Below are 23480 nucleotides of genomic sequence, written 5' to 3' on the forward strand. Positions count from 1 at the left end.
AGCCGTGGTGACGCTTGGAACACGGCCTCGCCGTTCGCCGTACCGGGGTCTCCCTCTCCCAGCCACCACCGGGCGCAGATTCACGTCATGGAGGACGAGTGAACCCCTCGGGCCAGATGCGCCTGATCCGCTGGGCGCGTGGGACGGGACCGGGTTGAGCCTTCCACCCGGTACGCTGCTGCTCGTGCGCCACGCCCAGGCGACCGGGCAAGCCCCGGACGCCGCCCTGACCCCGGCGGGTGAGACGGCCGCCCAGGGCCTGGCGGACCGTCTGGCCGGATCAGGTCTGACCGGGATCGTGAGCAGTCCCTGGACCCGCGCCGTCTCGACCGCCCGGCCGGCGGCACACAAGCTGGGCCTGGACCTCCGGACCGATCCGCGCCTGACCGAGCGCGTGCTGAGCCGCCGTGACCTGCCGTACTGGCGCGCAGTCCTGCGTCTGAGCTTCCTGTGGCCGGGACTGCGGTGGCCGGGCGGCGAATCGGGGCGGACCGCCCGCGCCCGCATCCTGGACGCGCTGGCCGACGCCCGCGACCCCAGCGGCGCCGTGGCGGTCGTCTCGCACGGCAACCTGCTCGCCCTGGCGCTGGGCCTGGACTACGGCGGCTGGGCGGCGCTGCGCTCGCCGGACGTCTGGGTTTTGCCCCCGGACGGCCGCCCACCCTTCAGACTGGACCCATGACCCGCGCCTTCAATCCCGCCGACCCGCACGCCACGCCGATGACGGACGGGCAGCCCTACCGCGTGGAACGCCGCGTCCTGGCCGGCATTCCCTGCCTGCTGGAACTGCCCCCCGAGGAACAGCCCCTGCGTGGCCTGTGCGTGGTCCACCACGGGGCCGGAGCGAACAAAGAGGGCAAGCTGGGCGTGTACGCCGCTCTCACGGCAGCGGGGCTAGGCGTGGTGTTGCCTGACGGCGCCCTCCACGGCGAGCGGCAGGGCGACACCCCCGAGGGGCTGAACGCCCGCGAATACGTGTGGGAGAGTGTGCGCCGCACGGTGGCCGAGGCCCCAGCACTGCACGGCGCGCTGGCACAGGTATTCGGGCCGTTGCCCCTGGACGCCGTGGGGTCGAGCATGGGGGGCTACGTGGTCCTCACCCTCGCGCGCCTGGGCGGGCTGTGTCGCGCGGCGGCCCTCATTACCTCGGGGGTATGGCACGAGCCGGAAGTGGGGCGGCCCGAACTGCGCGCCTTTCTGGAAGAGCACCGGCCCAACACGCACGCCGCCGACCTGCCCCCCACACCGCTGCTGCTGGCGAGTGGCGACAGCGACCCGGTTTTTGCGCTGGCCACGCACCATGCCCCCACGGCGGCGGCCCTGGGAGCCGCCTACGCGGCGGCCGGGTGCCCCCAGGCCTTCACGGCTGCCACCTTCGAGGGCGTGGGGCACTACACCAGTCGCCATATGCGCGACGCGGCGCTGGCCTTCCTGCGGGCAGAATAACGGCCGATGCGCCTGCTGCTCGTTCCGCCCGACACCCGCCCACCCACGCTGGAGCTGCCCGCTGCCCTGGCCCGTATGACCGGCGCCGAGGTGCGCGTGCCCCCCGCCGGGGCGCTGCCGGACTTCTATACACCCGGCGACCCGGCCACGCTGGGCGGCTGGCTGCGCGCTGAAGCCGGCGCCGCCGACGCACTGGTCATGTGCCTGGAAACCCTGTGTCTGGGCGGCATGATTCCGGCGCGGCGGGTGGACGACCCACTGGACACCGCCCTGGCGCGGCTGGACATAGTGCGCGAACTGAAGGCGCGGCACCCGGCGCTGCGCATCTACGCCTTCGGGGTGGTCGTGCGGGTGGCCCATGACGACGACCCACACGAGGAAAAGCCCTACTACGGCAAGTGGGGCCGCGAGCTACGCGCCTACAGCACGGCCTTCGACCGTCACGCCCGCCACGGCGAGGCCGGGCGTGCGGCCCTCGACGACGCGCGTCGGGCCATCCCGCCGGACATCCTGGCCGACTGGACAGGCACCCGCGAGCGCAACCGGGCGCTGCACCTCGCGGCGCTGGACCTGCTGGCGGCAGGCACGCTGGAACACCTGTGCCTGACGCTCGACGACACTTCCGAGTACGGGCTGGCCGCCTACGACCGCCGGCTGCTGGAGGCGCGGGCCGACGAACTGGGGGTCTGGACGCGCTTCGACACCTACCCCGGCGCCGACGAGGTGCCCTGCGCCCTGGTCACGCGCGCCGTCCGGCACGGCCTGCCGCCCGCGCGGGCCTGGGTACGGTACAGCGGCACGCTCGGCGCCTCAGCCGGAATGATCTACGAGGACCGCCCCGCCGGCGAGCTGATCCGCGCGCACCTGCGCGCCGCCGGGTGCGTGCCGGCCGACAGCGTGCAGGAGGCTGACTTCGTGCTGGCGGTGAATACGCCGGGGCAGCGACAGGCAAACGTGCAGCCCGACCTCGCCACGGTGAACACGCCCTGGCGGCACCTGCCCGCCTTTGTGGACGCCATGCGCGCTGACATGGACGCGGGCCGGGCCGTGAGCCTCGCCGACATCGCCTACCCCAACGGAGCCGAGCGGCGGCTGTGGGGGCTGCTCCAGGGGCTTCCGCTGGCCCGGCTGGCCGGCTACGGGGCATGGAACACGGCCGGCAACACCCTGGGATCGGCCGTGGCGTTCGGGGCGCTGGCCGGGCTGGTGCGTGACCGGGCCGAGCACGCTGGGGCACTGTTCTCGCGGATGGTGGACGACGCGCTGTATCAGGCCTTCGTGCGGCCGGAGGTGCGCGCCGCGCTGGGCCACCCGAGTCCGTTCGACCTGGGCGACGCGCGGGCCGACGCCGAGCACGAACTGCGTACCCGCCTACTTCCCCGGATGGAGGCGCTTTGGGCCGCTCATTTTGCCGACAGCGGCCTGACACTGGAGCCCGGCGAGGCGCATCTGGCCTGGCCCCGGCTGTTCACGGGCGTCTTTCCCCTGAACGTGAGAGAAGGTGCGCCAAAAGGCTGACGCGGCGCTGAAGGTCCAGGCGTCATGCTGGGGGCATGTGGCGACGCCCTGCCCCCTGGTCCGCGAGCGGACTCCTCTTTCTGCTGACGCTGGGGGGCTGGGCTGCCATGCTGGCCGGACCCGGCGGGGGCGTGCAGGTCGCCAACCACAGCGGCGCCGTGCTGCGCGACGTGCAGGTCTGCGCCGAGTCGTGCGTCGCCCTGCCCACGCTGTGGCCCACCCAGACCTGGCACGCGCCGCTGGACGAAGGCACCCGGCGCGTGGTCCTGAAGGTCGCCGGCCAGAGCGCGTCGGCTGACGCCGAGGCAGGCCTGCACTTCGTGGTCGGCCGGGGTGGGCGGGTCGTGGCCGAATAACCGGGTCATCCGTGTTGGGCAAACTCTGTGCCGCCGTCTGAACGGGCATCGGGAGCTTGACGGTCGGAGAAAGGCCAGCGTGATCCAGGGGCGGGACGAGTGCTTCATCCACCCCGCCACCGTAGCCAGTTTCTCGTCTAACACACCTAAATTCCAGGTCACCGGAAAGCCTCTGGAGGCCAATGGCCTTCTCAGACCATCAGCGAACCCAATTTCAGGTGTGCATCAGAAGCGCCGTCTAAATTTTGAATATGAAATTTTTTACACTTTTCGGGAGTATCACGTCGTTCAAGCGCCTGACAGCCCTCGTTCTGGCTGGGAGCATCGGTCAGGTCAGTGCCGTCGGTGATCTGGCACAGCGGGTCACGGGCGCCCAGGCAATCAGGGACTACCAGGTCTATTCGAAACTTCTGGCTCTGGATCAGGCGAGCAGTTGCCTCACGAATCAACGCCTGATCGAAGAAAGAATCACCGAGGGCGCGTCACCTTCGGGAAGCTCCAGGTCTCAGGTCTTCACGTTCAGCGAAGGTGGAGCAGTCTCGGTGCAGCGCACCTGGTCTTCTGACAGCAATGGTCACAAGCTGGGGTCTATCGCTATAAAACTAGCCTGTCCGTAGGACGCTGAGGCCCTCCTACAACGGCAAGGACGGTCCTGAAACTCTTTCCCAGATACGCAGGAGCGGTTCCTTACAGCCCTGGCCCAGCCCACACAACGGCCAGGGGGCGCAGCGCTAGTGCCCTCAGAATAGGGGCATGACCTCCGCCGATCTCGTCCCGCCCACTTCTCTTCTCGCGCTGGATATCGGCGGCACCTCCATGCGGGCCGCGCTGGTCGAGAGCGGCCGCATCACGGAGCGCGTGCAGGCCCCTACCCCCAGGCCCGCCACGCCGGACGTGGTGCTCGCGGCCGCTGCCGCCTTGGCGGGACCCCTGGCTGGGCGGGCGGGCGCACTGGGCGTGGCCTGTGCAGGCGCCGTGGCCGGGGGGCGCGTGACGGCCACGGCCACCCATACCTTTCCCGGCTGGACCGACATCGCGCTGGAAGACACACTGGGTGCAGCGCTAGGCCTCGGCACCCGCGCCCTGAACGACGCCCGCGCCGCCGCCTGGGGGGAGTACGCGGCCGGAGCCGGGCGGGGCACGCGGGATTTCATGTTCGTCACGGTCAGCACCGGGGTCGGCGCGGGGCTGGTCCTGGGCGGCCAGCTTCATCTGGCAGGCAATGGGCTGGACGCCGAACTGGGGTTCGTATCGGTGCCGGCCGCGTGGCAGACCGGACACGCGGTGCCGGGGCTCCCCTATGCCCTGGGCGCGCTGGAGTTCGAGACGAGCGGCACGGCCCTGGGGGTCCAGGCCCAACGGCTCGGCTCGGCCGACGCTCGCGCCCTGTGCGACGCGGCCGAGGCGGGCGACGTAGACGCCGAGGCCGCCTACGCCCACTCGGCCGCCCTGATCGCCTGGAAGATCGCGGATGTGGCCGCCCTGCTGGGCGTGACCAAGGTGGCCCTGGGCGGCAGCGTGGGCCTGCGCGGCGGCTACCTCGCGCGGGTGCGCGGCGCGCTCGCAGCCTTTGCGCCGCGCTACCGGCCCGAAGTCGTCCACGCCGAACTGGGAGCGGACGCGGGCCTGATCGGCGCGGCGCTGTGGGCCGGCCGGACCGGCTCCGGCGGCTGAGCCCCCACTCTTTACAAACGGCAGGAAGAGAGGGCCGTTCGGCCACCGAACTCACGCCCCAAAACGCCGAAAAAGAGCGGCTGACAGCGCCTCTTTGCACTTCCCGGCAGGCGTGTTAGCCTCGCGGCACATCCAGGGAGGCAACATGTCAGACACGCTGATGGCGGGATTCCTGCCCTTCGAGCACGAACCGTATTTCGACTTCACCCGCGCGGAGGTGGCGCAGGCGCAGCGCGAGGCCTTTGCCAGAGTACGCGCGCAGTACGTCGGGCGCACCTTCGACCTCCTGATCGGCGGCGAACAGGTACAGGGCGAGGGAACGTTCGCGGTGCGTAATCCGGCCGCGCCGGACGAAACCCTGTGGCACTTCCAACAGGCCACGCCGGCCCAGCTCGGCCAGGCGGTGGCGCAGGCGCAGACGGCCTTCGAGGCGTGGCGCTTTTCCGATCCCTTTCAGCGGGCGAGTATCTTCAAGCGGGCGGCCGAGCTGTTGCGTGCGCGGCGCATGGAATTTTGCGCCGTCATGACGTTGGAAAACGCCAAGAACTGGGCCGAGGCCGACGGCGAGGTTGCCGAGTCGGTGGACCACTTCGAGGTCTTCGCCCGCGAGACGATGCGCTGGGCGCAGGGCAAGGCGGTCTATCCGATGCCCGACGAGCACGTCACGACCGTGTACGAGCCCCTGGGCGTGGTAGCCGTCATCAGCCCCTGGAACTTTCCGAGCGCCATTCCGCTCGGCATGAGCCTGGGGGCCATCGCGGCGGGCAACACGGTGATCTGGAAACCGGCAGGCGAGACACCGCTGAGCAGCCTGCTGATGATTGAACTGCTGTTCGAGGCGGGGCTTCCCCGGAACGTCATCCAGTTCCTGACCGGCAGTGACGAGGTGCTGGGCGACCCTCTGGTGGACCATCCCGGCGTGCGGATGATCGCCTTCACCGGCAGCAAGGAGATCGGCTGCCGCATCATGGAACGCGCGGCGAAGGTGCAGCCCGGCCAGCGCTGGCTCAAGCGCGTGATGGCCGAGATGGGCGGCAAGGACCCAACCGTGGTCTGCGCCGACGCCGACCTGGAGGCGGCGGCCCAAGGCATCGTGGCGTCGGCCTTCGGGTACGCGGGCCAGAAGTGCAGTGCGTGCAGCCGGGTGATCGCCGAACAGAGCGTATACGACGGGCTGCTGCGCCGCGTGACCGAACTGACGGCCGAACTGCGCGCCGGTCTCCCCGAGGACAACGCCGCCCTGGGGCCGGTCATCCATGCGGCGAGCGCCAAGCGCATCCGGGGGTACATCGCGCGTGGCCGCGATACCGCGCGGCTGGTGCAGGGCGGCGGGGGCGAGGGCGCCTTCGTCGAGCCGACCATCTTCGCCGACGTGACGCCGGATGATCCCCTCTTCCGCGAGGAGATCTTCGGGCCGGTGCTGAGCTTTACCCCAGCGCGCGACTGGGAACACGCCATCGAGCTGGCGAACGACAGCGACTACGGCCTGACCGCCGCCTTCTACAGCCGCGATCCCCACAAGCTGAGCGAGGCGCGGCGGCGGATGCACGTGGGCAACCTATACCTCAACCGCAAGTGCACCGGGGCACTGTCGGGCACCCACGCCTTCGGCGGCTACGGCATGAGCGGCACGAACGCCAAGGTCGGCGGGCCGGACTACCTCTTCTGGTTTGTGCAGACCAAGACGGTGGCCCAGCGCTACTAGCCGGCGACCCCCTCAGCCCCCGGCCCTCAGCCACGCCCACGCCGCCGCCTCGTCCCGGCAGAACCGGACCTGGGGGTGCGCGGCGTGCTCGCGGGCGAGTTCAGTGAAGCGCTCGCCGTGCACCGCAGGGTCGGGGACGACGAAGGCCACGGCCAGACGGTAGTTCACGCATTTCTGGAACAACTCGCCCAGCAGCCCCGTGCGCAGGTCGAAGAAGGCCGGGTCGAGATCGGCCTCCCGCAGCAGCACGCCGTCCAGGCCGTACGCCGCCCCGATCAGGTCGGGAATGTCCCCGGCCGCTCGCACACTCACGTTCAGGTCCGAGACCGCCGCCACATTCCGCATGAAGAGAACCTTACACGTCCCCCCGGTGCCCGGGTCTGCGAAACTACCCCTCATGAGCGATCCTGACCGTCAAGTGGCGTCCCAACTGGCCTTCGCGCGGCTGCTGCCCCGGCTGTTCCGGGGGGGGCAGGCCTTCGTGGGGGTCGAGGCGGCGCTGAGCGGCCTGAGCGACGACCAGGCCGCCCAGCGCCCGGAAGGGCTGCCGCACAGCGTGGCTGGGCTGGTCGCGCACGTGAACTGGTGGAACCGCTGGATGCTCGACATCATCGAGATGGGGCAGGCGCTGCCCTACCCCGCACACGCCGCCGACACCTGGCCCGAGGTGGGCGCGGCTGACTGGGGCCGTGTCCGCAACGACTTCTACGAACTGCTGGCCCGCATCGACACGCACGCCGCGCGCCCCGACCTCGCCAACCCGGTCAACCACGAGGAAACCATCGGCGAACTGCTGGCCGACTTCGCCCTGCACACCGCCCACCATTTCGGGCAGGTCGTGACGGTGCGCCAGGCCCTCGGTGCGTGGCCCCCCCCCGGCGGCGGCGACACCTGGTAGTCGCCGCTCCCCTGACCTTTCTGGAGCCCCCATGTCCAACGTCTTCTACCGTTCCGCCAAACCGTATCCCGTCGCCGTACGTGCCGAAGGGGTGTTCCTGTGGGACGACGCCGGCCGCCGTTTCCTCGACGGCAGTTCGGGCGCGCTGGTGGCGAACGTGGGGCACGGCCGCGCCGAGGTGGCAGCAGTGATGGCCGAGCAGGCGGGGCGGCTGGCCTTCGCGCACGGCTCGCAGTTTTCCAGCGACGTGCTGGAGGACTACGCCGCGCACCTCGCCCGCTTTCTGGAGCTCCCCACCCACCGGCTGTGGGCGGTGTCGGGCGGCAGCGAGGCGAATGAGAGCGCCATCAAGCTCGCGCGGCAATACCACGTCGAACGCGGCGAGCCGGAGCGCTACAAGGTCGTGACCCGTGTACCGAGCTACCACGGCGCCAGTCTGGGCGCGCTGGCCGCCTCGGGCATGGGCGCGCGGCGCGAGCTGTACACGCCGCTGATACGCGAAGACGCCTGGCCGAAGCTCGCCCGGCCCGACCCGGCCCTGCGGGGCGAGGCCGATGCCGAACGCCTGCGCGCCGTGCTGGAGGCGGCTGGGCCGGAGACGGTCGCCGCCTTCCTGTGCGAGCCGGTGGTGGGCGCCTCGGACGCGGCCCTGGCCCCGAATCCGGGCTACCACGCCCGAGCCGCCGAGATCTGCCGCGAGTACGGCGCGCTGTTCATCGCCGACGAGGTCATGTGCGGCATGGGCCGCTGCGGCGCGCCGCTGGCCGTGCAGCTCGGCGGGGCCGTGACTCCCGACCTCGTGGTGCTGGGCAAGGGGCTGGCCGCCGGCTACGCCCCGCTGGCCGGTGTCATGGCGAGCGCCGAGGTCTACGGCGCGGTCATGAACGGTTCGGGGGCCTTCAAGCACGGCTTCACCTACGCGGGCCACCCGGTCAGTGTGGCGGCGGGTCGCGTGGTGCTGGACATCCTGGAACGCGAGGAACTGGTCGCGGCGGCGCGGGAGCGGGGCGCACAACTCCTCGCGGGGCTGCGAGACCTACAGGCCCGCCACCCCCAGGTGCTGGAGGCGCGCGGCCACGGCCTGCTGCTGGCACTAGTCCTGGGCGACCCGGCGACCGGCACGGCGTATCCGGCCCCCGGCGTGGCCGAGCGCGTGGCCCGCGTCGCGAAGGAACGCGGCCTGCTCACTTACCCCGGCAGCGGCGCGGTGGACGGCACGCGCGGCGACCACCTGCTGCTGGGGCCGCCGCTGAGCATCTCGGCCGATGAGGTGTCGCAGATGCTGGAGATTCTGGACGCGGCGCTCGGCGAGGCGCTCTAGACGCCCCCGGGCCTCCCCTTCTCCGCCGGAGGAGCCGACCACCAGCTCAGCGCCGGCGCTTCTCCGCCTGCACCATCCCCACGAACTGGGCGAGGCGGGGCGCGCGGTTCCAGCGTTTAGGGTCGCCGGCCACCCGCCAGACCCACTCGACCCCGAGCTTCCGGGTCCAGTCGGGAGCGAGCTGCGCGGTGCCGGCCAGCACGTCGATCACGCCGCCGCAGCCGATGGCGACCGGCGTATTGAGAATCTGGCGCCAGTACTGGTTGAAGATCTCTTGACGGCCCGCACCCATCGCGGTCAGCAGCAGGTGGGCACCGCTCGCCCCGACGAGTTCCGCGACGCGCTGGTCTTCCTCGGGGCCGAAATAGCCGTGGTGGACGCCCGCCACCTGAATGCCATAGTCGCGCACGGCGTTCTGGGCGGCCTGCTCGGCCACGCCCGGCTTGGCCCCGAGGAAAAAGACCCGCAGCTCGGCCCCGTGGCGCTCCATCAGGCCCTTGACGATGTCGAAGCCCGGCGCGCGCGGCACGTCCACCAACGCGAGCTGCCGGGCGGCGTACACGATGCCCACGCCGTCGGCCGTGACGAGGTCGGCCTCCTGCATCGCCCGCACGAAGTCGGGCTGGGTGCGCGACTGCACGATGAACTCGGGGTTCAGCGTGACGACCGTGTGCGGCGCGCGCACCGGCGCGAACATCCACTCGCCCAGGCGGTCGAGGGTCTGCGGCAACGTGAGCACGTCGAGAGGCAGGCCGAACAGGGAGAGCCGCGCCGGGGAGGAAGAAGCGGTCATGCTGGGGCGACTATACCGCGTGGGGCCGAAATCCCCGGCGCGCCGGGGGTGCGCCGCTCCCGGCACGCCGCGTAGGGCATACTGCTGGGCATGTTGCCGGGTGCATTTGGTGCTTTGCCTGCGGACGCCCAGTCGCACCTGTCGTCGTCGGGCCGGGCCGGACGCTGGACGCGGGGCGAGCTGCTGTTTCATCCCGAGGACCGGGCCGAGACCCTCTTTCTGATCCTGCGCGGCTCGGCGCGGCTCTACCGCCTGGGGGCCAACGCACGTGAGGTGACCCTCGACGTGCACGGTCCCGGAGACCTGCTGGGCGTCTCGGCACTCGTGCCGGGCGGGCACTACGGCATGTACGCCGAGGCGATGGACGACACCGAGGCCCTCCTGCTGGGTCAGGAGGCGCTGAGCCGCGCGACCCGCACCGCCCCGGCCCTGGGAGTGGCCCTGACCGAGCAGATGACCCGCCAGACGCGCGGCGTGCAGGAGCGGCTCTCGGGGCTGGTGTTCCTGGAAGTCTCGCAGCGCCTGGCCCTGGCTCTGCTGGGGCTCGCCGAGCGCGAGGGTGAGTGGAGCGGCACCGGCACCCTGGCCCTGCGCGACCGCGTGTCGCACCAGGACCTTGCGCACGTGGTGGGCAGCACCCGCGAGACCATCACCAAGCTGCTGGGCGATTTCCGCACGCGGGGCCTGCTGGACCTGGGCTACCGCCGCATCATCCTGACCGACCGCGCGGGACTCGAACGCGCCGCGCGCGAGCCGATGCGCTAAGGCTAAGAAGCGTCGGCAAAGGGTGAATGGGGGCACGCCCGGCACGGCTGGACATACGCTAAGGTACGGCCCGCCGCGCCCGGCACAGACGGGCACGGACGGGGAGAACAGATGGCGCGGAACATTGGGGTGGAATATCGGCGGGGCGGCGTGGGCGACTTTCTCCGGTTGGCGGCCGGAGACCTGGAGACGGCCCGGCAGGAGACGCGGCCGGAGGTGGACCGGGCCGCGCTCGCGCGGGCGCTGCGCGCCTATCACCGCGACCTGGGCACCCTGGACCGCGCCGCGGAGGCCGCGCTGGAGCGGCTCGCACGCCCGCAGTCGCGCGTGGTCGTGACCGGGCAGCAGGCGGGTGCCCTGACCGGCCCGGCCTACAGCGTTCACAAGGGCGCGGGCGCCGCCCTGCTGGCGCAGTCGCTGGATACCGAGGAGGCCCCGGTGGTGGCCGTCTACTGGGTCGCCAGCCAGGACCACGACGCCGACGAGGTCGCCAGCACCACCCTGCTCGACTTCTCGGAGACGCTGCACCGCCTCACCCTCAATGTGCCGCCGGGCGTACCGGTCGGCCGCGTGCCCTGGCGTCCCGAGTGGACGGCGCAGGTTCACGCGCTGCTGGACGCCTTCGACGCCCCGGCCGAGCACGTCGCCGACGTGCGCGCACGCTTCGGGCGGGCCACGGCGGCAGGCGGCAGTTATGCCGACGTGTTCGCCCGGCTGATCCACGGGCTGCTGGGCGGTGCGGGCCTGCTCGTCCTCGATCCACTGCACCCCGCTCTCGCGCGGCTGATGGCTCCGGCCCTGGCGCGCGAACTGGCCGACCCGCTGGCGTCGTCGGCCCGCATCGAGGACGCCGCCGAGCGCCTGCTCGCCCAGGGGTTCACGCCGCAGCTGCGCCGCCCGGCCGGGGCCACCAACCTCTTTGTTGAGGAGGAGGATGGCCAGCGCCGGCTGCTGCGCGCCGAGGGCCGCACCTTCCGCAGCGAGACGCGCGCCTATACCCATGGGGAATTGGCCGCGCTGCTGGACACCGACCCCACCAGACTGACGCCGGCGGCGGGCCTGCGCCCGGCGGTACAGGACGCGCTGTTGCCCACTCTGGCCTTCGTGGTCGGCCCCGGCGAGATCGCCTACGGCGCGCAGCTGCGCGAGGTCTACGAGTTGCACGGGTTGAGGCAGCCGCTGCTGTGGCCGCGCCTGAGCGTGACGTGGCTGGAGCCGAATGTGACGCGGCTGCTCGCCCGCCTCGGGGCCAGCGCGGCCGAGGTGCAGGCCGACGCGGCGGGAGTGCTGGGCCGCGCCCTGGCCCGTGAGCGCGGCGCCGCCGCCCTGAGCGCCGGGCGCCTGGACACCCTGACGCGCGAACTGGACGCTCTGGCTGACGAGATTGCCGCCCTGGACCCCACCCTGGTCGGCGCCGCCGAGCGCACCCGCAGCCGCACCGTGGGCAGCGCCGCGCACCTTCAGCGTCTCGCCGCTGCCGCCCTGGCACGCGCCGAGAACGACCGCAGCGGCCAGCTCACCCGCCTGCAGAAGCATCTGCTGCCGAACGGTGTGCCCCAGGAGCGCGAGATGAATTTCCTCACCTATCTGCTCAAGCACGGCGAGACGCCGCTGCGGCTGCTGCTGAGTCTGCAACCGGACTGGTCGGGCAGCGTCGAGATTCCCTGACCCCCGTCGTTCGGCAGGCGGCCGTATTCAGCTCCTGGTACGGGCTGGACACGGCCGCTGCCAGTCCGGCTCCCCCTCCGTCATAAAGCAGACGGCGCGGGGAGGGCAGCAGACGCTATAAGGCCCCATGTCCCTCACCGATTTCCGCACGCTGGGCCGCTCGGGCCTGATCGTCAGCCCCCTGTGTCTGGGCACCATGACCTTCGGCGCGCCGCGCTGGGGGGCCTCCGACGAGGGCGCGCGGGCCATGTTCGGCGCGTATGTGGACGCAGGCGGCAACTTCTTCGACACGGCCGATACCTATGCCAAGGGCCGCAGCGAGGAGGCGCTGGGCCGCCTGATCGCCGAGCGTGGCCTGCGCGACGAGGTGGTGGTCGCCACCAAATTCACCTGGAATGCCGTACCGGGCGTGCCCACCACGGGCGGCAACAGCCGCAAGAACATCCGCCGGGCGCTGGAGGGCTCGCTGCGCCGCCTGGGCACCGAGTTCGTCGACCTGTACTGGCTGCACCACTGGGACATGGTCACGCCGGTCGAGGAGGTTCTTCAGACCCTGGGCGACCTCGTACGCGCGGGGGACATCCGGTATTTCGGGTTCTCGAACGTGCCCGCGTGGTACGCCGCACAGGCCGCTACCCTCGCGCAGGTCCACGGCGTGCCGGGACCGGTGGCCCTGCAACTCGAATATTCCCTGGTCGAACGCGGCCTGGAGCGCGAGCACGTGGGCGCCGCACGGCAGTTCGGGCTGGGCATCACGCCCTGGAGCCCCCTGGCTGCCGGGTTCCTGACCGGCAAATACACGCGCGAGGCGCGCAGTGAGGGCCGGCTGAGCGGCCCCAATCCCTTCGGCGACAGCAAGTTCACCGACGCCAACTGGGCGGTGCTGGACACGCTGCGGGCGGTCGCCGCCGAGGTAGGCCGCCCGCCCGCGCAGGTCGCGCTGGCGTGGCTCGCGGGGCGGCCCGGCGTGACCGCACCCATCGTGGGGGCCAGCCGCCCGGAACAGCTCGGGGACCACCTCGCCGCGCTGGACCTCCCCCTGAGCAGTGAGCAGCTCAGCGCGCTCGACAAGGCGGGCGCCCTGCCCCCCAGCCTGCTGACCCTGCAGATCCGCCGGGCCATCTTCGGCGGGGCCGGAGTCCGGAACTGGGACGAGCAGCAGACCGGCGCGTAGGTGTAGGCAGAACCACAGCGCAAAGCGGAGGCCTACGCCCCCACTTTCGGTGTTCCTTATCGCCCGTTTAAGCGCTGACCCACTCGCGCAGCACCTGTTCGAGGTGCGCGTCGTCGAGGTCGCCCTGTTCTCCTAGCGCCTTGATGTGGTCGGTGACGCGGCGCAGGGCGTCCTCGCCGTAGTGCAGCCCCAGTTCGCGGGCCTTGTAGGCGATAGCGTGCTTGCCCGTCACCTTGCTGCCCGCCTGGATGCGCCGGCCCACGCCGAACACGCCGGGCGGAATGGCCTCGTAGGCGCCAGGGTTGAGGTAGATGGCCTTGAGGTGCATCCCGGCCTTGTGGTTGTAGGCGAATTCGCCGGTGAGGTAGTTGTTCCAGGGAATCGGCAGGTCCACCATGCGGGCGATCATGCGGTCGAGCTCGGGCAGCAGTTCGAGGTCGTACTTGTCGATCAGGCCCTGCGGATCGAAGGTGAACATCCTGGCCAGGAAACCCCCCAGCGGCGTGATGCCGTTGCGCTCGCCGATCCCCAGGATGGTCGTGTCGATATGGGTCGCGCCCGCCTCGATGGCTTCATAAGCATTGCTCACGGCGCAGCCGGTGTCGTTGTGACCGTGGAACTCGATGCCGCAGTCGGCGTGGATGACCTTGCGGACCTCGCGCACCAGGGTATAGACCTGCCGGGGCGTGGCGACCCCCACCGTGTCGGCCAGACCCACGCGGTGGACCCCCATGTCGGACACGGCGCGGTACACGGCCATGAGGTCGGCTTCCTCGGAACGGAACGTGTCCTCGGCCGAAAAGCGGATCTGGAGGTCGGGGCGGTTCTCCTTGATCCAGCCGATGACGCCCTGCGCCGTCTCTACGATCTGACCGATGCTCTTGCCGTGCGAGAACTCGCGCAGGAAGCTGCTCGTGCCGAACAGCAGGTCCAGGCCGTCCACACCTGTATCGACCGCGCGCTGCACGTCCTCCATGTGACAGCGCACATGGGTCAGGAACTTGGCCTTCAGTCCCAGGCTGGTCAGCTTACGGATGTCGGCCTGCGTCTGGGCGCTGACCATCGGGGTGGTCACTTCGATGAACTCGGCCCCGAAATTGTCGAGGGCGCGGGCGATCTCGATCTTGTCCCCGGTCTTGAAGTTGCCGCGCGCGAACTGCTCGCCCTCCCGCAGGGTGGAGTCGATGATCGCCCAGGAACGGGCCGGGAGCAGCGGTGCAGGTGAGTCAGTCATGTCATCCTCGGCCCGCAGTGTGCCGCAGCACCTGATGAATGTCAAGGAAATCCGGTTTATTCCTTTCAAATGCCATCCACTCAGGAGACTCGTTTGGCCGGCTCCCCCACCGCGCACCGCCGCCGGGACACGGCGTCACCCCCCCGATCCGCTATGCTCTGCGGTGCATGACGCGACTTAGCAAAGCGGCCCCCGGCCCTCTTCAGAAGCTGTGGAAGGAACTGCTCGAACCCATCGTCTTCGCGGTGGTCATCACCCAGTTTCTGGCGACGCTGGTCGGTGTGGACGGCAACAGCATGATGCCCAACCTGCGCAACCGCGAGCGGGTGTTCGTGCCCAAATACGAGACCTGGCTGCACAAAGCGGGCGTCGGCAACTTCAGCCGGGGCGACATCGTGATCTTCAAGCCGCCGCGCAGCGCCGTAGGCGACCTTCCCAATCTCAACCGCAACTTCCTGGGCCTGTGGAACTACCGGCCCTTCCTCATCAAGCGCCTCATCGGGCTGCCCGGCGACCGCATCAGCATCGAGGGCGGCGAGGTCACGGTGAACGGCGCGCGGCTCGATTCGAGCTGGACGACCGACTACTGGCGTGAGCAGGGCTGCTGGGATACCCAGAGCGACCTCGCCAACAATGCCGCCTCGGGCCGGGCGGGCGCGCTGCAACCCGCCCAGGAAATCACCGTGCCGGCCGGGCACTACTTCGTGATGGGTGACAACCGCACCGAGAACGGCAGCGAGGACTCGCGTATGTTCGGCCCCGTAGAACTGCGCGACATTGCCGGACGCGCGGCGGCCGTTGTGTGGCCCATCATGCGCAAGGCCAACGCCAAGTACGACTGCGCCAACGAGACGGTCGCGGAACTCAGTGGCCCCAACGTCCTGAACTGGCGCCTCCTGAGCCGTCCCGAGGGCTTCAGCGCCGTGCCGGCGCCCACCGGCCGGTAAAACAGACTCAAAGGAGCGGCGGCCGGGAACACGTCCCGGCCGCCGCTCCTTTGAGTCTGTTTCTGGCCTACTCCTCGTCGTCGTCGAGCGCGTCGCCTTCACCCAGCACGGTGATCTCCACGCTTTCCTCGGTAACGCGGTACTCGCCCTCGGCGGCGATGTAGTCGGCCGCCATCCGCAGGGTCTCCTCGACCCAGCCGTAATCGTTGCTCAGGGTCGCCACGCCGATGACCTCCCAGTCGTGGGCGTCCAGGCCGTCGAGGCGGGCCACCGTCAGCGGAAAGCGCACCTTGAGACGTTCGACGACCGGGCGCACGATGGCGCGCTTCTCCTTGAGGTTGCTGACCCAGGGCATCTCGACCCGTACGGTCAGGACGCCCACGTAGCCCAGCGCCACCTAGAGCATCCCGGCCAGGAATCCCTGCGAGCGCACGGCCCGCACGAGGTCCATGACCGTGTGCTGCGAGGGATCGTAGTGCACTTCGATCTGGCCGTCGTCGGGGGTGGCGCGGCTCACGCCGGGCAGGGCCAGCAGCGTGGCCGACACCCGCTCGCCGGCCTCGCGGTTCATGCCGCGCACGCCGAGCAGGACACGGGTGGGACGGGGAGGAGGAGGAGTGGTCATGGGGGCAGTATAGGCCCCGCGGGGACCGTGCCAGAGCGAATCCCGCCGCTTTTCAGGGCCCTTCTTCGGGCCGCAGCCGCTCGCCGGGCGCCGTCTGCGCGCGGGTGCCCAGGTGCACGACACCGTACTGCCCCACCACGCGGGCCTCCTCGGCGCGGGCGGCGTTGTTCAGCTCCGGGGTCAGGGGCAGGTGGATCTCGTAGACGGCCGTGTCGTAGGCACTCTTGACCACGGCGTGCAGCAGCCCGCTCGCCGCTTCCCCGGCCAGTTCAGGGGCGGCGCCGGGGGCCAGGGCCAGGGTCCGCACGAAGACGAGCGGGCGGTCGCCCTGCCACACGCTCTGCGCGAAGACGAAGCCGCGCACTTCGCCGCCGTCGTCGGCCAGGAAGGAATGTTCGCTGCGCTCGTAGAACTTGAGGGCCGGCAGGCTGGTGCTCAGGCGGCTCTCGCGTTCCCGCTCGGGCAGCGTGTCGAAGGCGGGGTCCAGCGCCCGCTGCGCGGCGAGGTCCAGCGCCGCGAGCGCGTCGTAGTCGTGTTCGGTCAGGGTACGGAAACGCAGCATGGCCGCAGGCTAGCAAGTCGCGGGGGCCAGAGCGACCGCGCCCCCCGGTCAAGGCCGCCCCACCTGGGGCCGGAAGACTCAGGGCCGCGTGTTCAGGTCGGTGCCGAACTCCTCGTTGAAGAACACGGCGAGGCGCTGGGCGAACCGCTGGTGCGCGAAGGAACTGGGGTGAACGCCGTCGAGGCTGAACGACCGCCCGAAGGGAGCCGACGCCGTCGGGATCAGCGGGCGGCCCGGCAGGGTGTCGAGGACCGGATTGACGTCGAACACCGGTACCCCGTTGGCGGCGGCCAGCTCACGGATCACGCCGTTGTAGCCGTTCACGATCTGCTGGGCCCGGGCATACTCCGCCGCCGTCAGGGCGCTGGGCGAGGTACACGACAAGGGCTTCTCGCGGGTGGCGCCCGCGATCACGGCGCTGCCGAAATACACTTCCTGGCCCTGGCAGCTCTGGTCCACCACGCCGGCCAGCCGCAGCAGCCGCACCGGAATCAGGGCCGGCACCCGCGTCACATCCGGAATGGTCATCACCACGAGGTGTTCGACGCCGCCGCTGAGCAGGCGGTCGAGCAGCGTGGCGTAGGCCTGCCGGAACTCGGGCAGCGGGGTGGACTGGCCGGGGTCGCCCCGCAGTGTGGGCAGCAGCACGTCATTGTTGCCGATCCACAGCGTCACGAACAGGGGCCGGCGGGCCAGCGCGGCCTCGATCTGGGTGGTCCCCGCTCCCAGGATGACGCGGTAGAGGTCGGCGTCGTAGAGCTGCGGGTCCGGGTTCCTGACCTGGGTGTCGGTACTTTCCAGCACGTCGGCGACCTTTGCGCCGGGTATGGCGACCACGGGCGAGACCACGCCGGGCGTGCGCAGCGTGCAGTTCTTGGTCCCCTGAACCCCGACGGGCGGCGGGCAGCCGGGGGCGTTCACCTCCGGCATGGGGATGTCGAGGCCACCCCGCTGGCCCAGCAGGCGCGCATAGGACGCCCGCTGCGACTCGGCCGTCAGCCCGCCCGACTGGAACCCGGCGGTGATGCTATCGCCCATCGCCACATAGCGCGTGAAAGGTGTGGCGTCCGGGCGGCTGCCCTGGGTCGGGGCGGGCGCGCAGGCGCCAAGAAGCAGAAGAAGGGTCGCCAGGGTCCGTTTCATGGGTCAGGCCTCCAGAAGGTAGGGAATGGACCGCAAAGTACCGGCGGTCCGTCTGGGCCGAGCATATCCTGCACTCTCCACCCAGCCTGACCCGAATCTGGTCCCTGATCCGTCAGGATGAATGATCGGTGAGGACAGTCTGCGCCGGAGCTGTGTACCGCCCCCACCCCTGATCGGCTCCGGCCCGGGCTACTCGGGCTTGGCCTGCCCGTAGGCCGCTGCCTCACCTGCGTCGCCTTCCCCGTCCAGAATGAGCTGCACGAACACGAGGTCGAGCCAGCGGCCGAACTTGCGCCCGACCTGAGGCATATGCGCCACCGGCACGAAGCCGAAGCGTTCATGAAAGCGCAGGCTGCCGGCATTCTCGGCGTCGATGCCGCCGACCAGCACATGCAGGCCCATCTTCCGGGCCTCGGCGATCAGGGGGACCATCAGGGCTGTGCCCAGGCCGCCGCCGCGCACGCCTTCACGGATGTAGACGCTGTGCTCGGCGGTGGTGTCGAACCCCGCCTTGCCCCGGAACGGCCCGAAGGTGGAGAAGCCCACGACCTCGCCGCCCTCCTCGGCGACGAGGACCGGCCAGCCTCCCGCTTCCTTCTGGTCGAACCACTCCAGACGCGACTCGAACGTCACGGGTTCGAGGTCGTAGCTGGCGGTGGTGTGCAGGACGGCGCCGTTGTAGATCTCCAGGAGGGCGGGCACGTCGTCGCGGCGGGCAGGGCGCACTTGAGGCATGAGGCGCAAGGTAGAGCATCAGGGCTCGCCGGGCGCCGGGCCGGCCCTCAGAGCTTGAGGTCGCTCTCCCCCTTCCCGAACTTCTCCTCCAGAAAACGCTGGTGGGTCAGGAGGTCGTCGCCCCCAGCCCGCAGCGCCCGGCCCAGGATGTCCTGCGTGGCGTCGAGCAGCAGGTCAAGCTGTTCACGCAGCAGGTCGCGCCCGGTCTTGCCGTCCTGAAGGGGCTCGCTGGCCGCCAGGGTGGGGGGCAGCCGCAGGTAGGCCTGCACGGCGCTGGGGGCGTATTCCTCGCGTACCGCCCGCGCGAGATAGGCGGCCTCGCTGCCCTGCTGCCCCAGGCCCTGAAGGTAGGTCAGCGCCTCACGGGTCCGCAGATTCAGCGCCGCGAGCTGCGCGCGGGCCTCGCCGGGCAGCCGTTGGTCATGCAGGTAGCCGGTCAGGAGGTCCGGCGACGCGGCCGGGGCGGGCGGCGGGGCGGCCGGTTCCTCGGCCTGGCGGTGACGCTCGCGGCGGGCTTCGCGGCGCTCCTCCCGGCGTTCCCGGCGGCGGCTGCGGCCCCCGGCCTCCACGAGTTCACGCTCCTCCTCGCCCAGGCGCGGCATCGCCTCGGCGCCGGTCTCGCCGGGCAGAGCGGCGCGGCCCGCGAAGCCGCCGCCCAGCACGCCGGGTACAGCGGCGGGCCCATTCTTGAAGAGAGAGGGCAGCACGGACGTGAAGAACCAGACCGCCGCCATGACAAGAAGCGGAAACACCAGCCAGGACGCTCCGGTCACCATGAACGCCAGTCCGGCGACGAGCCCCGTGAGCAGCGACGGCCAGTGCCGGACCCAGCTGCGCCCGAACGCCTCCGAGCCGAAGAAGCCCAGCAGCATACCCGCCGCCGGGTGCACGACCCAGTCGGCTCCCAGAAAGGCAGTTACGAGAATCAGGACCGCGGCCAGGGCCAGCGGCCGGGGATCGCGCCCCAGCGGAGAAAAGATCACGCGCCCGTAGAAGACCAGGGCGAAGACGGCCAGGAGACTGATCATGATCGGGGCAGTGCGGGGAGAAAGCGGGGTTGCATACGCCAAGGTATACGCCCAGAACGCGGTGGAGGTTGCAAAGTACGCCACGGCGACCGGCCGCTCAGCCCACAGCGGCGGAGAGTGGACCGCGCCGAGTTCGGGGTCACAGCGCTGGAGGGGCGGCCTGACAGCATTGCCCACGTCCCTGCGCCAGACGAACAGGTGGCCGTGCTGGTAGCCAGTCCTACCCCAGACCCAGGGTCAGCGTCACCTCGGCGCCTATCTCCAGCCCCTCGGCGCGGCGCACGGCGTCCCGGACCGGCACGAGGTACGTTCCCTGGCGGGGAAAGAGCGAGGTTGTCCAGATCGTTTCGCCCACCTGCACCCGCACCGGCACGGCGCCCCAGCCGTAGCTCAGCAGCCGGGCCGCCTCCCTGATCTGCGCGGCCGACTCGGGCGGCACCGCCACGAAATAGTAGGGCGCCGGACCGCGCCACTCGGTCAGGGGGCCACTGAAGTTCAGCTGCATGGGAGAAAGTGTAGGAGAGGCGGAAAGCACATGACAGAAGGGCCGGGCACACCACGAGGGAGTGCCCGGCCCGAATTGTTTTTGCCGCTCCAGCTTACTTGCGCATGCTGGGGTTCAGCACTTTCTTGCGCAGGCGGATGTTCTTGGGGGTCAGCTCGACGAGTTCGTCGTCGCTGATGTACTCCAGCGCGTCTTCGAGCGACATGCGCTTGGGCGGAATCAGGGTCAGGGCGTCGTCCGCGCCGCTGGAGCGCACGTTGGTGAGCTTCTTGTTCTTGCAGACGTTGACGTTCATGTCCTGATCGCGGGCGTTTTCACCGACAATCATGCCCACGTACACTTCCGCGCCCGCGTCGATGAAGAAGCCGCCGCGGTCCTGCAGCTTCCAGATGCTGTAGGCGAAGGCGGTGCCGTCTTCCATGCTGACGAGCGAGCCGTTCTGGCGCACCTTGATCTCGCCGGCCCAGGGCGCGTAGCCATCGAAGATGTGGCTCATGATGCCCTCGCCCTGCGTCATCGACAGGAACTGGGTACGGAAGCCGAACAGCGCGCGGCTGGGAATCTTGAACTCGATGCGGGTGCGGGTGCCCTGGGGCTCCATGTTCACCATCTGGCCCTTGCGTGAGGCCAGGACGCCGATCACGGTGCTGGAGTGCTGCTCGGGCACATCCACCACGAGGTGTTCGACCGGCTCGTGCTTCTCGCCGTCGATCTCGCGGATGATGACCTGGGGGCTGCCGACCTGAACCTCGTAGCCCTCACGGCGCATGGTTTCGAGCAGGATCGAGAGGTGCAGTTCGCCGCGGCCCGAGACGATGAACTCGTCGGGGCGCACTTCTTCGACCTTGAGGGACACGTTGGTCATCACTTCGCGCTTGAGGCGGTCGTTGAGGTGACGGGAAGTGACGTACTTGCCGTCCTTGCCCGCGAAGGGGCTGGTGTTCGGCTGGAAGGTCATGCTGACGGTCGGCTCGTCCACCGTGATGATGGGCAGGGCCTCGGGGTCGGCGAGGTCAGCGATGGTTTCCCCGATCTGCGCGTCCTCGATGCCGGCGAGGGCGATGATGTCTCCGGCGCCCACGCTGTCCACCTCGATGCGGCGCAGGCCCAGGTGCGTGAAGGGCTGCACGACCCTGGCCTTGGACATGGTGCCGTCCTTGTGCATCAGGTTGACGAATTCACCCTTCTTGACGGTGCCCCGGTTCACGCGGCCCAGCACGATGCGGCCCAGGTATTCCGAGTAGTCGAGGTTGGTCACGAGCATCTGGAAGGGGGCTTCGAGGTCCACGACGGGCGCGGGGATCTTGTCGAGCACCATGTCGAACAGTTCTTGGAAGTCCTCGCGGGGCTGGTCGAGTTCCTTGAAGGCCTTGCCCTCGCGCGAGATCGCGTACAGGATGGGGAAGTCGAGCTGGTCGTCGTTGGCGCCGAGTTCGGCCATCAGGTCGAAGGTCAGGTTGACGACTTCTTCGGGACGGGCGTCCTGGCGGTCGATCTTGTTGATGACCACGATGGGCTTCAGGCCCAGTTCGAGCGCCTTACGCAGCACGAAGCGGGTCTGGGGCATGGGGCCTTCGGCAGCGTCCACGAGCAGCAGGCAGCCGTCCACCATGCCCAGCACGCGCTCCACTTCTCCGCCGAAGTCGGCGTGGCCGGGGGTGTCGACGATGTTGATCTTGACGCCCTTGTACTCGACGGCCGTGTTCTTGGCGAGAATGGTGATGCCACGTTCCTTTTCGAGGTCGTTGCTGTCCATGGCGCGCTCGGCGATTTCTTCGCCGTGGCCGAGCTTGAGGGTCTGCTTGAGCAGGCCGTCCACGAGCGTGGTCTTGCCGTGGTCGACGTGCGCGATGATGGCGATGTTGCGGTATTCCATAGTAGTTTTCCGTCCTTTTTCCCGCCTGGACACGTCTGGTGGCCTTCGCTCCTGGGCGGGAGAAGGCAGTCGCGCGGTGTCCAACCGGCAATGAAGCTTCCAAAACAAAGCCCGCCTCACAACACCTCCGTGGGCGGGACACCCAACCGGAGATTCTATCAGAACGGCGGCGAAAAAGGTTCAGGGCCGTGTCACGTTCTACCGGGGGGGTCCGGGCAGCCGGGCGCCGTTATCCTGGGCACCATGCAACTCTCCCCCTACATCGACCACACGCTGCTCAAGGCCACCGCCACGAGCGCCGACATCCGCCAGTTGTGCGCCGAGGCCCGCGAGCACCGGTTCTATGCCGTGTGCGTCAACCCTGTGTTCATTCCGCTGTGTGCCGCGGAGCTGGAAGGCAGCGGCGTGAAGATCGCGACCGTGTGCGGCTTTCCGCTCGGGGCCGTGAGCAGCGATCAAAAGGCCATCGAGGCGCGCCTGAGTGCTGAGGCCGGGGCCGACGAGATCGACATGGTCATCCACATCGGAGCGGCCCTGGAAGGCGACTGGGACGCCGTGGAGGCCGATGTGCGCGCGGTGCGCCGGGCCATTCCCGAGCAGGTGCTCAAGGTCATCATCGAGACCTGCTACCTGAACGACGACCAGAAGCGCGGCGCGACCGAGGCGGCCGTGCGCGGCGGCGCCGACTTCGTCAAGACGAGCACCGGCTTCGGCACGGGCGGCGCGACCCTGGAGGACGTGCACCTGATGAATGGGGTCATTGCCGGCCGCGCCAGGATCAAGGCGGCAGGCGGCGTGCGGACCCCCGCCGACGCGCAGGCCATGATCGAGGCCGGCGCGGACCGCCTGGGCACCTCAGGCGGCGTGGCCCTGGTCGCGGGCGCCGGGCAGTCCGGGGAGGCCAGCAGTGGCTACTGACCTGCATGTCGTCCTGGCCTCGGGCAGCCCGCGCCGCCGCGAACTGCTGGGCAATCTGGGCGTGGCCTTCGAGGTTGTCGTGAGCGGCGAGGCCGAGGACAGCACCGAGAGCGATCCCGCGCGGCTTGCGGGCGAACTGGCCGGGGACAAGGCCCGCGCGGTCGCGGCGCAGCGCCTGGACGCCGTGGTCATCGCGGCCGACACGGTCGTCGCGCAGGGCGCCCTGCTGCTCGCCAAGCCCGCGACCGCCGAGGAGAACGTGGCCTTTCTGCGCGAGCTGTCGGGCCGCACCCATCAGGTCTACACCGGGGTCAGCGTGATCTCGCCCGGCGGGCAGTGGTCGGGCGTGGAGCGCACCGACGTGACCTTCCGGACCCTGACCGACGCCGAGATGAGCTACTACGCCGCGACCGGCGAAGGACTGGACAAGGCGGGCGGTTACGGTCTCCAGGGCATCGGCATGGCGCTGGTGCAGCGTCTCGACGGCGACTCCTCGAACGTGATCGGCTTTCCGCTCGCGCTGGTCATCCGCCTGCTCAGGAACGCGGGCGTGCCGGTCTTCGGGGAGGGCCGCCAGGAAGCCTAGGCG

General features: G+C 70.1%; 26 protein-coding genes. 15 read left to right on the forward strand and 11 right to left on the reverse strand.

The window, feature by feature from the left end; genetic code table 11:
- Nucleotides 1-154: 154 nt before the first annotated feature.
- The 7 genes from ASF71_RS01990 (at nt 155) to ASF71_RS02020 (ending at nt 6699) form a co-directional block, all read left to right on the forward strand.
- Nucleotides 155-682, forward strand: coding sequence for a histidine phosphatase family protein (locus ASF71_RS01990; RefSeq protein ID WP_056294005.1), 528 nt, complete (start codon nt 155-157; stop codon nt 680-682).
- Nucleotides 679-1446, forward strand: a complete 768-nt coding sequence (locus ASF71_RS01995) for a S9 family peptidase (RefSeq protein ID WP_056294008.1) — start codon at nt 679-681, stop codon at nt 1444-1446. Before ASF71_RS01990 ends, ASF71_RS01995 begins: the two co-directional genes overlap by 4 nt.
- Before the next feature lie 6 nt (nt 1447-1452).
- Nucleotides 1453-2964: a DUF4127 family protein gene (locus ASF71_RS02000; RefSeq protein ID WP_056294012.1), complete on the forward strand. Its 1512-nt coding sequence runs from the start codon at nt 1453-1455 to the stop codon at nt 2962-2964.
- 35 nt (nt 2965-2999) lie between these two features.
- Nucleotides 3000-3320 carry a hypothetical protein gene (locus tag ASF71_RS02005; RefSeq protein ID WP_056294017.1) on the forward strand — a complete coding sequence of 107 codons (321 nt, stop codon included), beginning with the start codon at nt 3000-3002 and terminating at the stop codon, nt 3318-3320.
- A gap of 251 nt (nt 3321-3571) precedes the next feature.
- Nucleotides 3572-3937, forward strand: a complete 366-nt coding sequence (locus tag ASF71_RS02010) for a hypothetical protein (protein ID WP_056294020.1) — start codon at nt 3572-3574, stop codon at nt 3935-3937.
- Nucleotides 3938-4073: 136 nt separating this feature from the next.
- The gene (locus ASF71_RS02015; protein ID WP_056294023.1) at nt 4074-4994 is read left to right on the forward strand and encodes an ROK family protein; all 921 of its coding nucleotides are present in this window, start codon (nt 4074-4076) and stop codon (nt 4992-4994) included.
- Between the two features lie 145 nt (nt 4995-5139).
- Complete coding sequence (locus tag ASF71_RS02020; RefSeq protein WP_056294026.1) at nt 5140-6699, forward strand: L-glutamate gamma-semialdehyde dehydrogenase; 1560 nt, start codon at nt 5140-5142, stop codon at nt 6697-6699.
- A gap of 12 nt (nt 6700-6711) precedes the next feature.
- Here the strand turns inward: ASF71_RS02020 and ASF71_RS02025 are convergent, their stop codons facing one another.
- Entirely contained in the window at nt 6712-7044 is a 333-nt protein-coding gene (locus ASF71_RS02025) for a DUF4180 domain-containing protein (RefSeq protein WP_056294029.1), read from the reverse strand.
- Nucleotides 7045-7096: 52 nt separating this feature from the next.
- Between ASF71_RS02025 and ASF71_RS02030 the strand changes: the two genes are divergently transcribed.
- On the forward strand, nt 7097-7597 hold the full coding sequence (locus tag ASF71_RS02030) for a DinB family protein (protein WP_056294032.1): 501 nt from the start codon (nt 7097-7099) through the stop codon (nt 7595-7597).
- Nucleotides 7598-7628: 31 nt separating this feature from the next.
- Nucleotides 7629-8918, forward strand: a complete 1290-nt coding sequence (locus tag ASF71_RS02035; RefSeq protein WP_056294035.1) for an aspartate aminotransferase family protein — start codon at nt 7629-7631, stop codon at nt 8916-8918.
- Between the two features lie 46 nt (nt 8919-8964).
- Here the strand turns inward: ASF71_RS02035 and ASF71_RS02040 are convergent, their stop codons facing one another.
- The gene (locus ASF71_RS02040) at nt 8965-9711 is read right to left on the reverse strand and encodes a WecB/TagA/CpsF family glycosyltransferase (protein WP_056294037.1); all 747 of its coding nucleotides are present in this window, start codon (nt 9709-9711) and stop codon (nt 8965-8967) included.
- A gap of 90 nt (nt 9712-9801) precedes the next feature.
- Between ASF71_RS02040 and ASF71_RS02045 the strand changes: the two genes are divergently transcribed.
- From ASF71_RS02045 to ASF71_RS02055, 3 genes are all read left to right on the forward strand, one after another.
- On the forward strand, nt 9802-10476 hold the full coding sequence (locus ASF71_RS02045; RefSeq protein WP_056294040.1) for a Crp/Fnr family transcriptional regulator: 675 nt from the start codon (nt 9802-9804) through the stop codon (nt 10474-10476).
- Between the two features lie 111 nt (nt 10477-10587).
- Complete coding sequence (gene bshC, locus ASF71_RS02050; RefSeq protein ID WP_056294043.1) at nt 10588-12144, forward strand: bacillithiol biosynthesis cysteine-adding enzyme BshC; 1557 nt, start codon at nt 10588-10590, stop codon at nt 12142-12144.
- A gap of 127 nt (nt 12145-12271) precedes the next feature.
- Nucleotides 12272-13318, forward strand: a complete 1047-nt coding sequence (locus ASF71_RS02055) for an aldo/keto reductase (RefSeq protein WP_056294048.1) — start codon at nt 12272-12274, stop codon at nt 13316-13318.
- 67 nt (nt 13319-13385) lie between these two features.
- On the opposite strand, the gene lysS is transcribed toward ASF71_RS02055, so the two are convergent.
- Nucleotides 13386-14552 (reverse strand): homocitrate synthase, encoded by a 1167-nt coding sequence (gene lysS / locus ASF71_RS02060; RefSeq protein ID WP_056294054.1) that lies wholly within the window; start codon nt 14550-14552, stop codon nt 13386-13388.
- A 167-nt stretch (nt 14553-14719) separates the two neighbouring features.
- Here lysS and lepB point away from each other — a divergent pair, with 167 nt between their 5' ends.
- Nucleotides 14720-15499, forward strand: a complete 780-nt coding sequence (gene lepB / locus ASF71_RS02065; protein WP_056294057.1) for a signal peptidase I — start codon at nt 14720-14722, stop codon at nt 15497-15499.
- Between the two features lie 67 nt (nt 15500-15566).
- Here the strand turns inward: lepB and ASF71_RS02070 are convergent, their stop codons facing one another.
- The 8 genes from ASF71_RS02070 to typA all read right to left on the reverse strand — a co-directional run bounded on the left by ASF71_RS02070 (nt 15567) and on the right by typA (nt 21973).
- Nucleotides 15567-15896, reverse strand: coding sequence for a DUF503 domain-containing protein (locus ASF71_RS02070; protein WP_056294062.1), 330 nt, complete (start codon nt 15894-15896; stop codon nt 15567-15569).
- Nucleotides 15897-16124 carry a cation transporter gene (locus tag ASF71_RS02075; RefSeq protein WP_056294065.1) on the reverse strand — a complete coding sequence of 76 codons (228 nt, stop codon included), beginning with the start codon at nt 16122-16124 and terminating at the stop codon, nt 15897-15899.
- Nucleotides 16125-16176: 52 nt separating this feature from the next.
- Nucleotides 16177-16686, reverse strand: coding sequence for a DUF1999 domain-containing protein (locus ASF71_RS02080; RefSeq protein ID WP_056294066.1), 510 nt, complete (start codon nt 16684-16686; stop codon nt 16177-16179).
- A 78-nt stretch (nt 16687-16764) separates the two neighbouring features.
- Nucleotides 16765-17829 carry a GDSL-type esterase/lipase family protein gene (locus ASF71_RS02085; protein ID WP_056294069.1) on the reverse strand — a complete coding sequence of 355 codons (1065 nt, stop codon included), beginning with the start codon at nt 17827-17829 and terminating at the stop codon, nt 16765-16767.
- A gap of 189 nt (nt 17830-18018) precedes the next feature.
- Nucleotides 18019-18564, reverse strand: a complete 546-nt coding sequence (locus tag ASF71_RS02090; RefSeq protein WP_056294071.1) for a GNAT family N-acetyltransferase — start codon at nt 18562-18564, stop codon at nt 18019-18021.
- Between the two features lie 47 nt (nt 18565-18611).
- Nucleotides 18612-19592, reverse strand: coding sequence for a hypothetical protein (locus tag ASF71_RS02095; protein WP_056294073.1), 981 nt, complete (start codon nt 19590-19592; stop codon nt 18612-18614).
- 220 nt (nt 19593-19812) lie between these two features.
- Nucleotides 19813-20097: a DUF1905 domain-containing protein gene (locus tag ASF71_RS02100; RefSeq protein WP_056294076.1), complete on the reverse strand. Its 285-nt coding sequence runs from the start codon at nt 20095-20097 to the stop codon at nt 19813-19815.
- A 94-nt stretch (nt 20098-20191) separates the two neighbouring features.
- Complete coding sequence (typA, locus tag ASF71_RS02105; protein ID WP_056294080.1) at nt 20192-21973, reverse strand: translational GTPase TypA; 1782 nt, start codon at nt 21971-21973, stop codon at nt 20192-20194.
- Nucleotides 21974-22216: 243 nt separating this feature from the next.
- On the opposite strand from typA, the gene deoC reads away from it, so the two are divergent.
- Nucleotides 22217-22891 carry a deoxyribose-phosphate aldolase gene (gene deoC / locus ASF71_RS02110; RefSeq protein WP_056294083.1) on the forward strand — a complete coding sequence of 225 codons (675 nt, stop codon included), beginning with the start codon at nt 22217-22219 and terminating at the stop codon, nt 22889-22891.
- Entirely contained in the window at nt 22881-23477 is a 597-nt protein-coding gene (locus ASF71_RS02115; RefSeq protein ID WP_156372549.1) for a Maf family nucleotide pyrophosphatase, read from the forward strand. The genes deoC and ASF71_RS02115 overlap by 11 nt, the downstream gene beginning before the upstream one ends.
- Nucleotides 23478-23480: the final 3 nt, after the last annotated feature.

Source organism: Deinococcus sp. Leaf326 (genome assembly GCF_001424185.1).
GTDB lineage: Bacteria > Deinococcota > Deinococci > Deinococcales > Deinococcaceae > Deinococcus.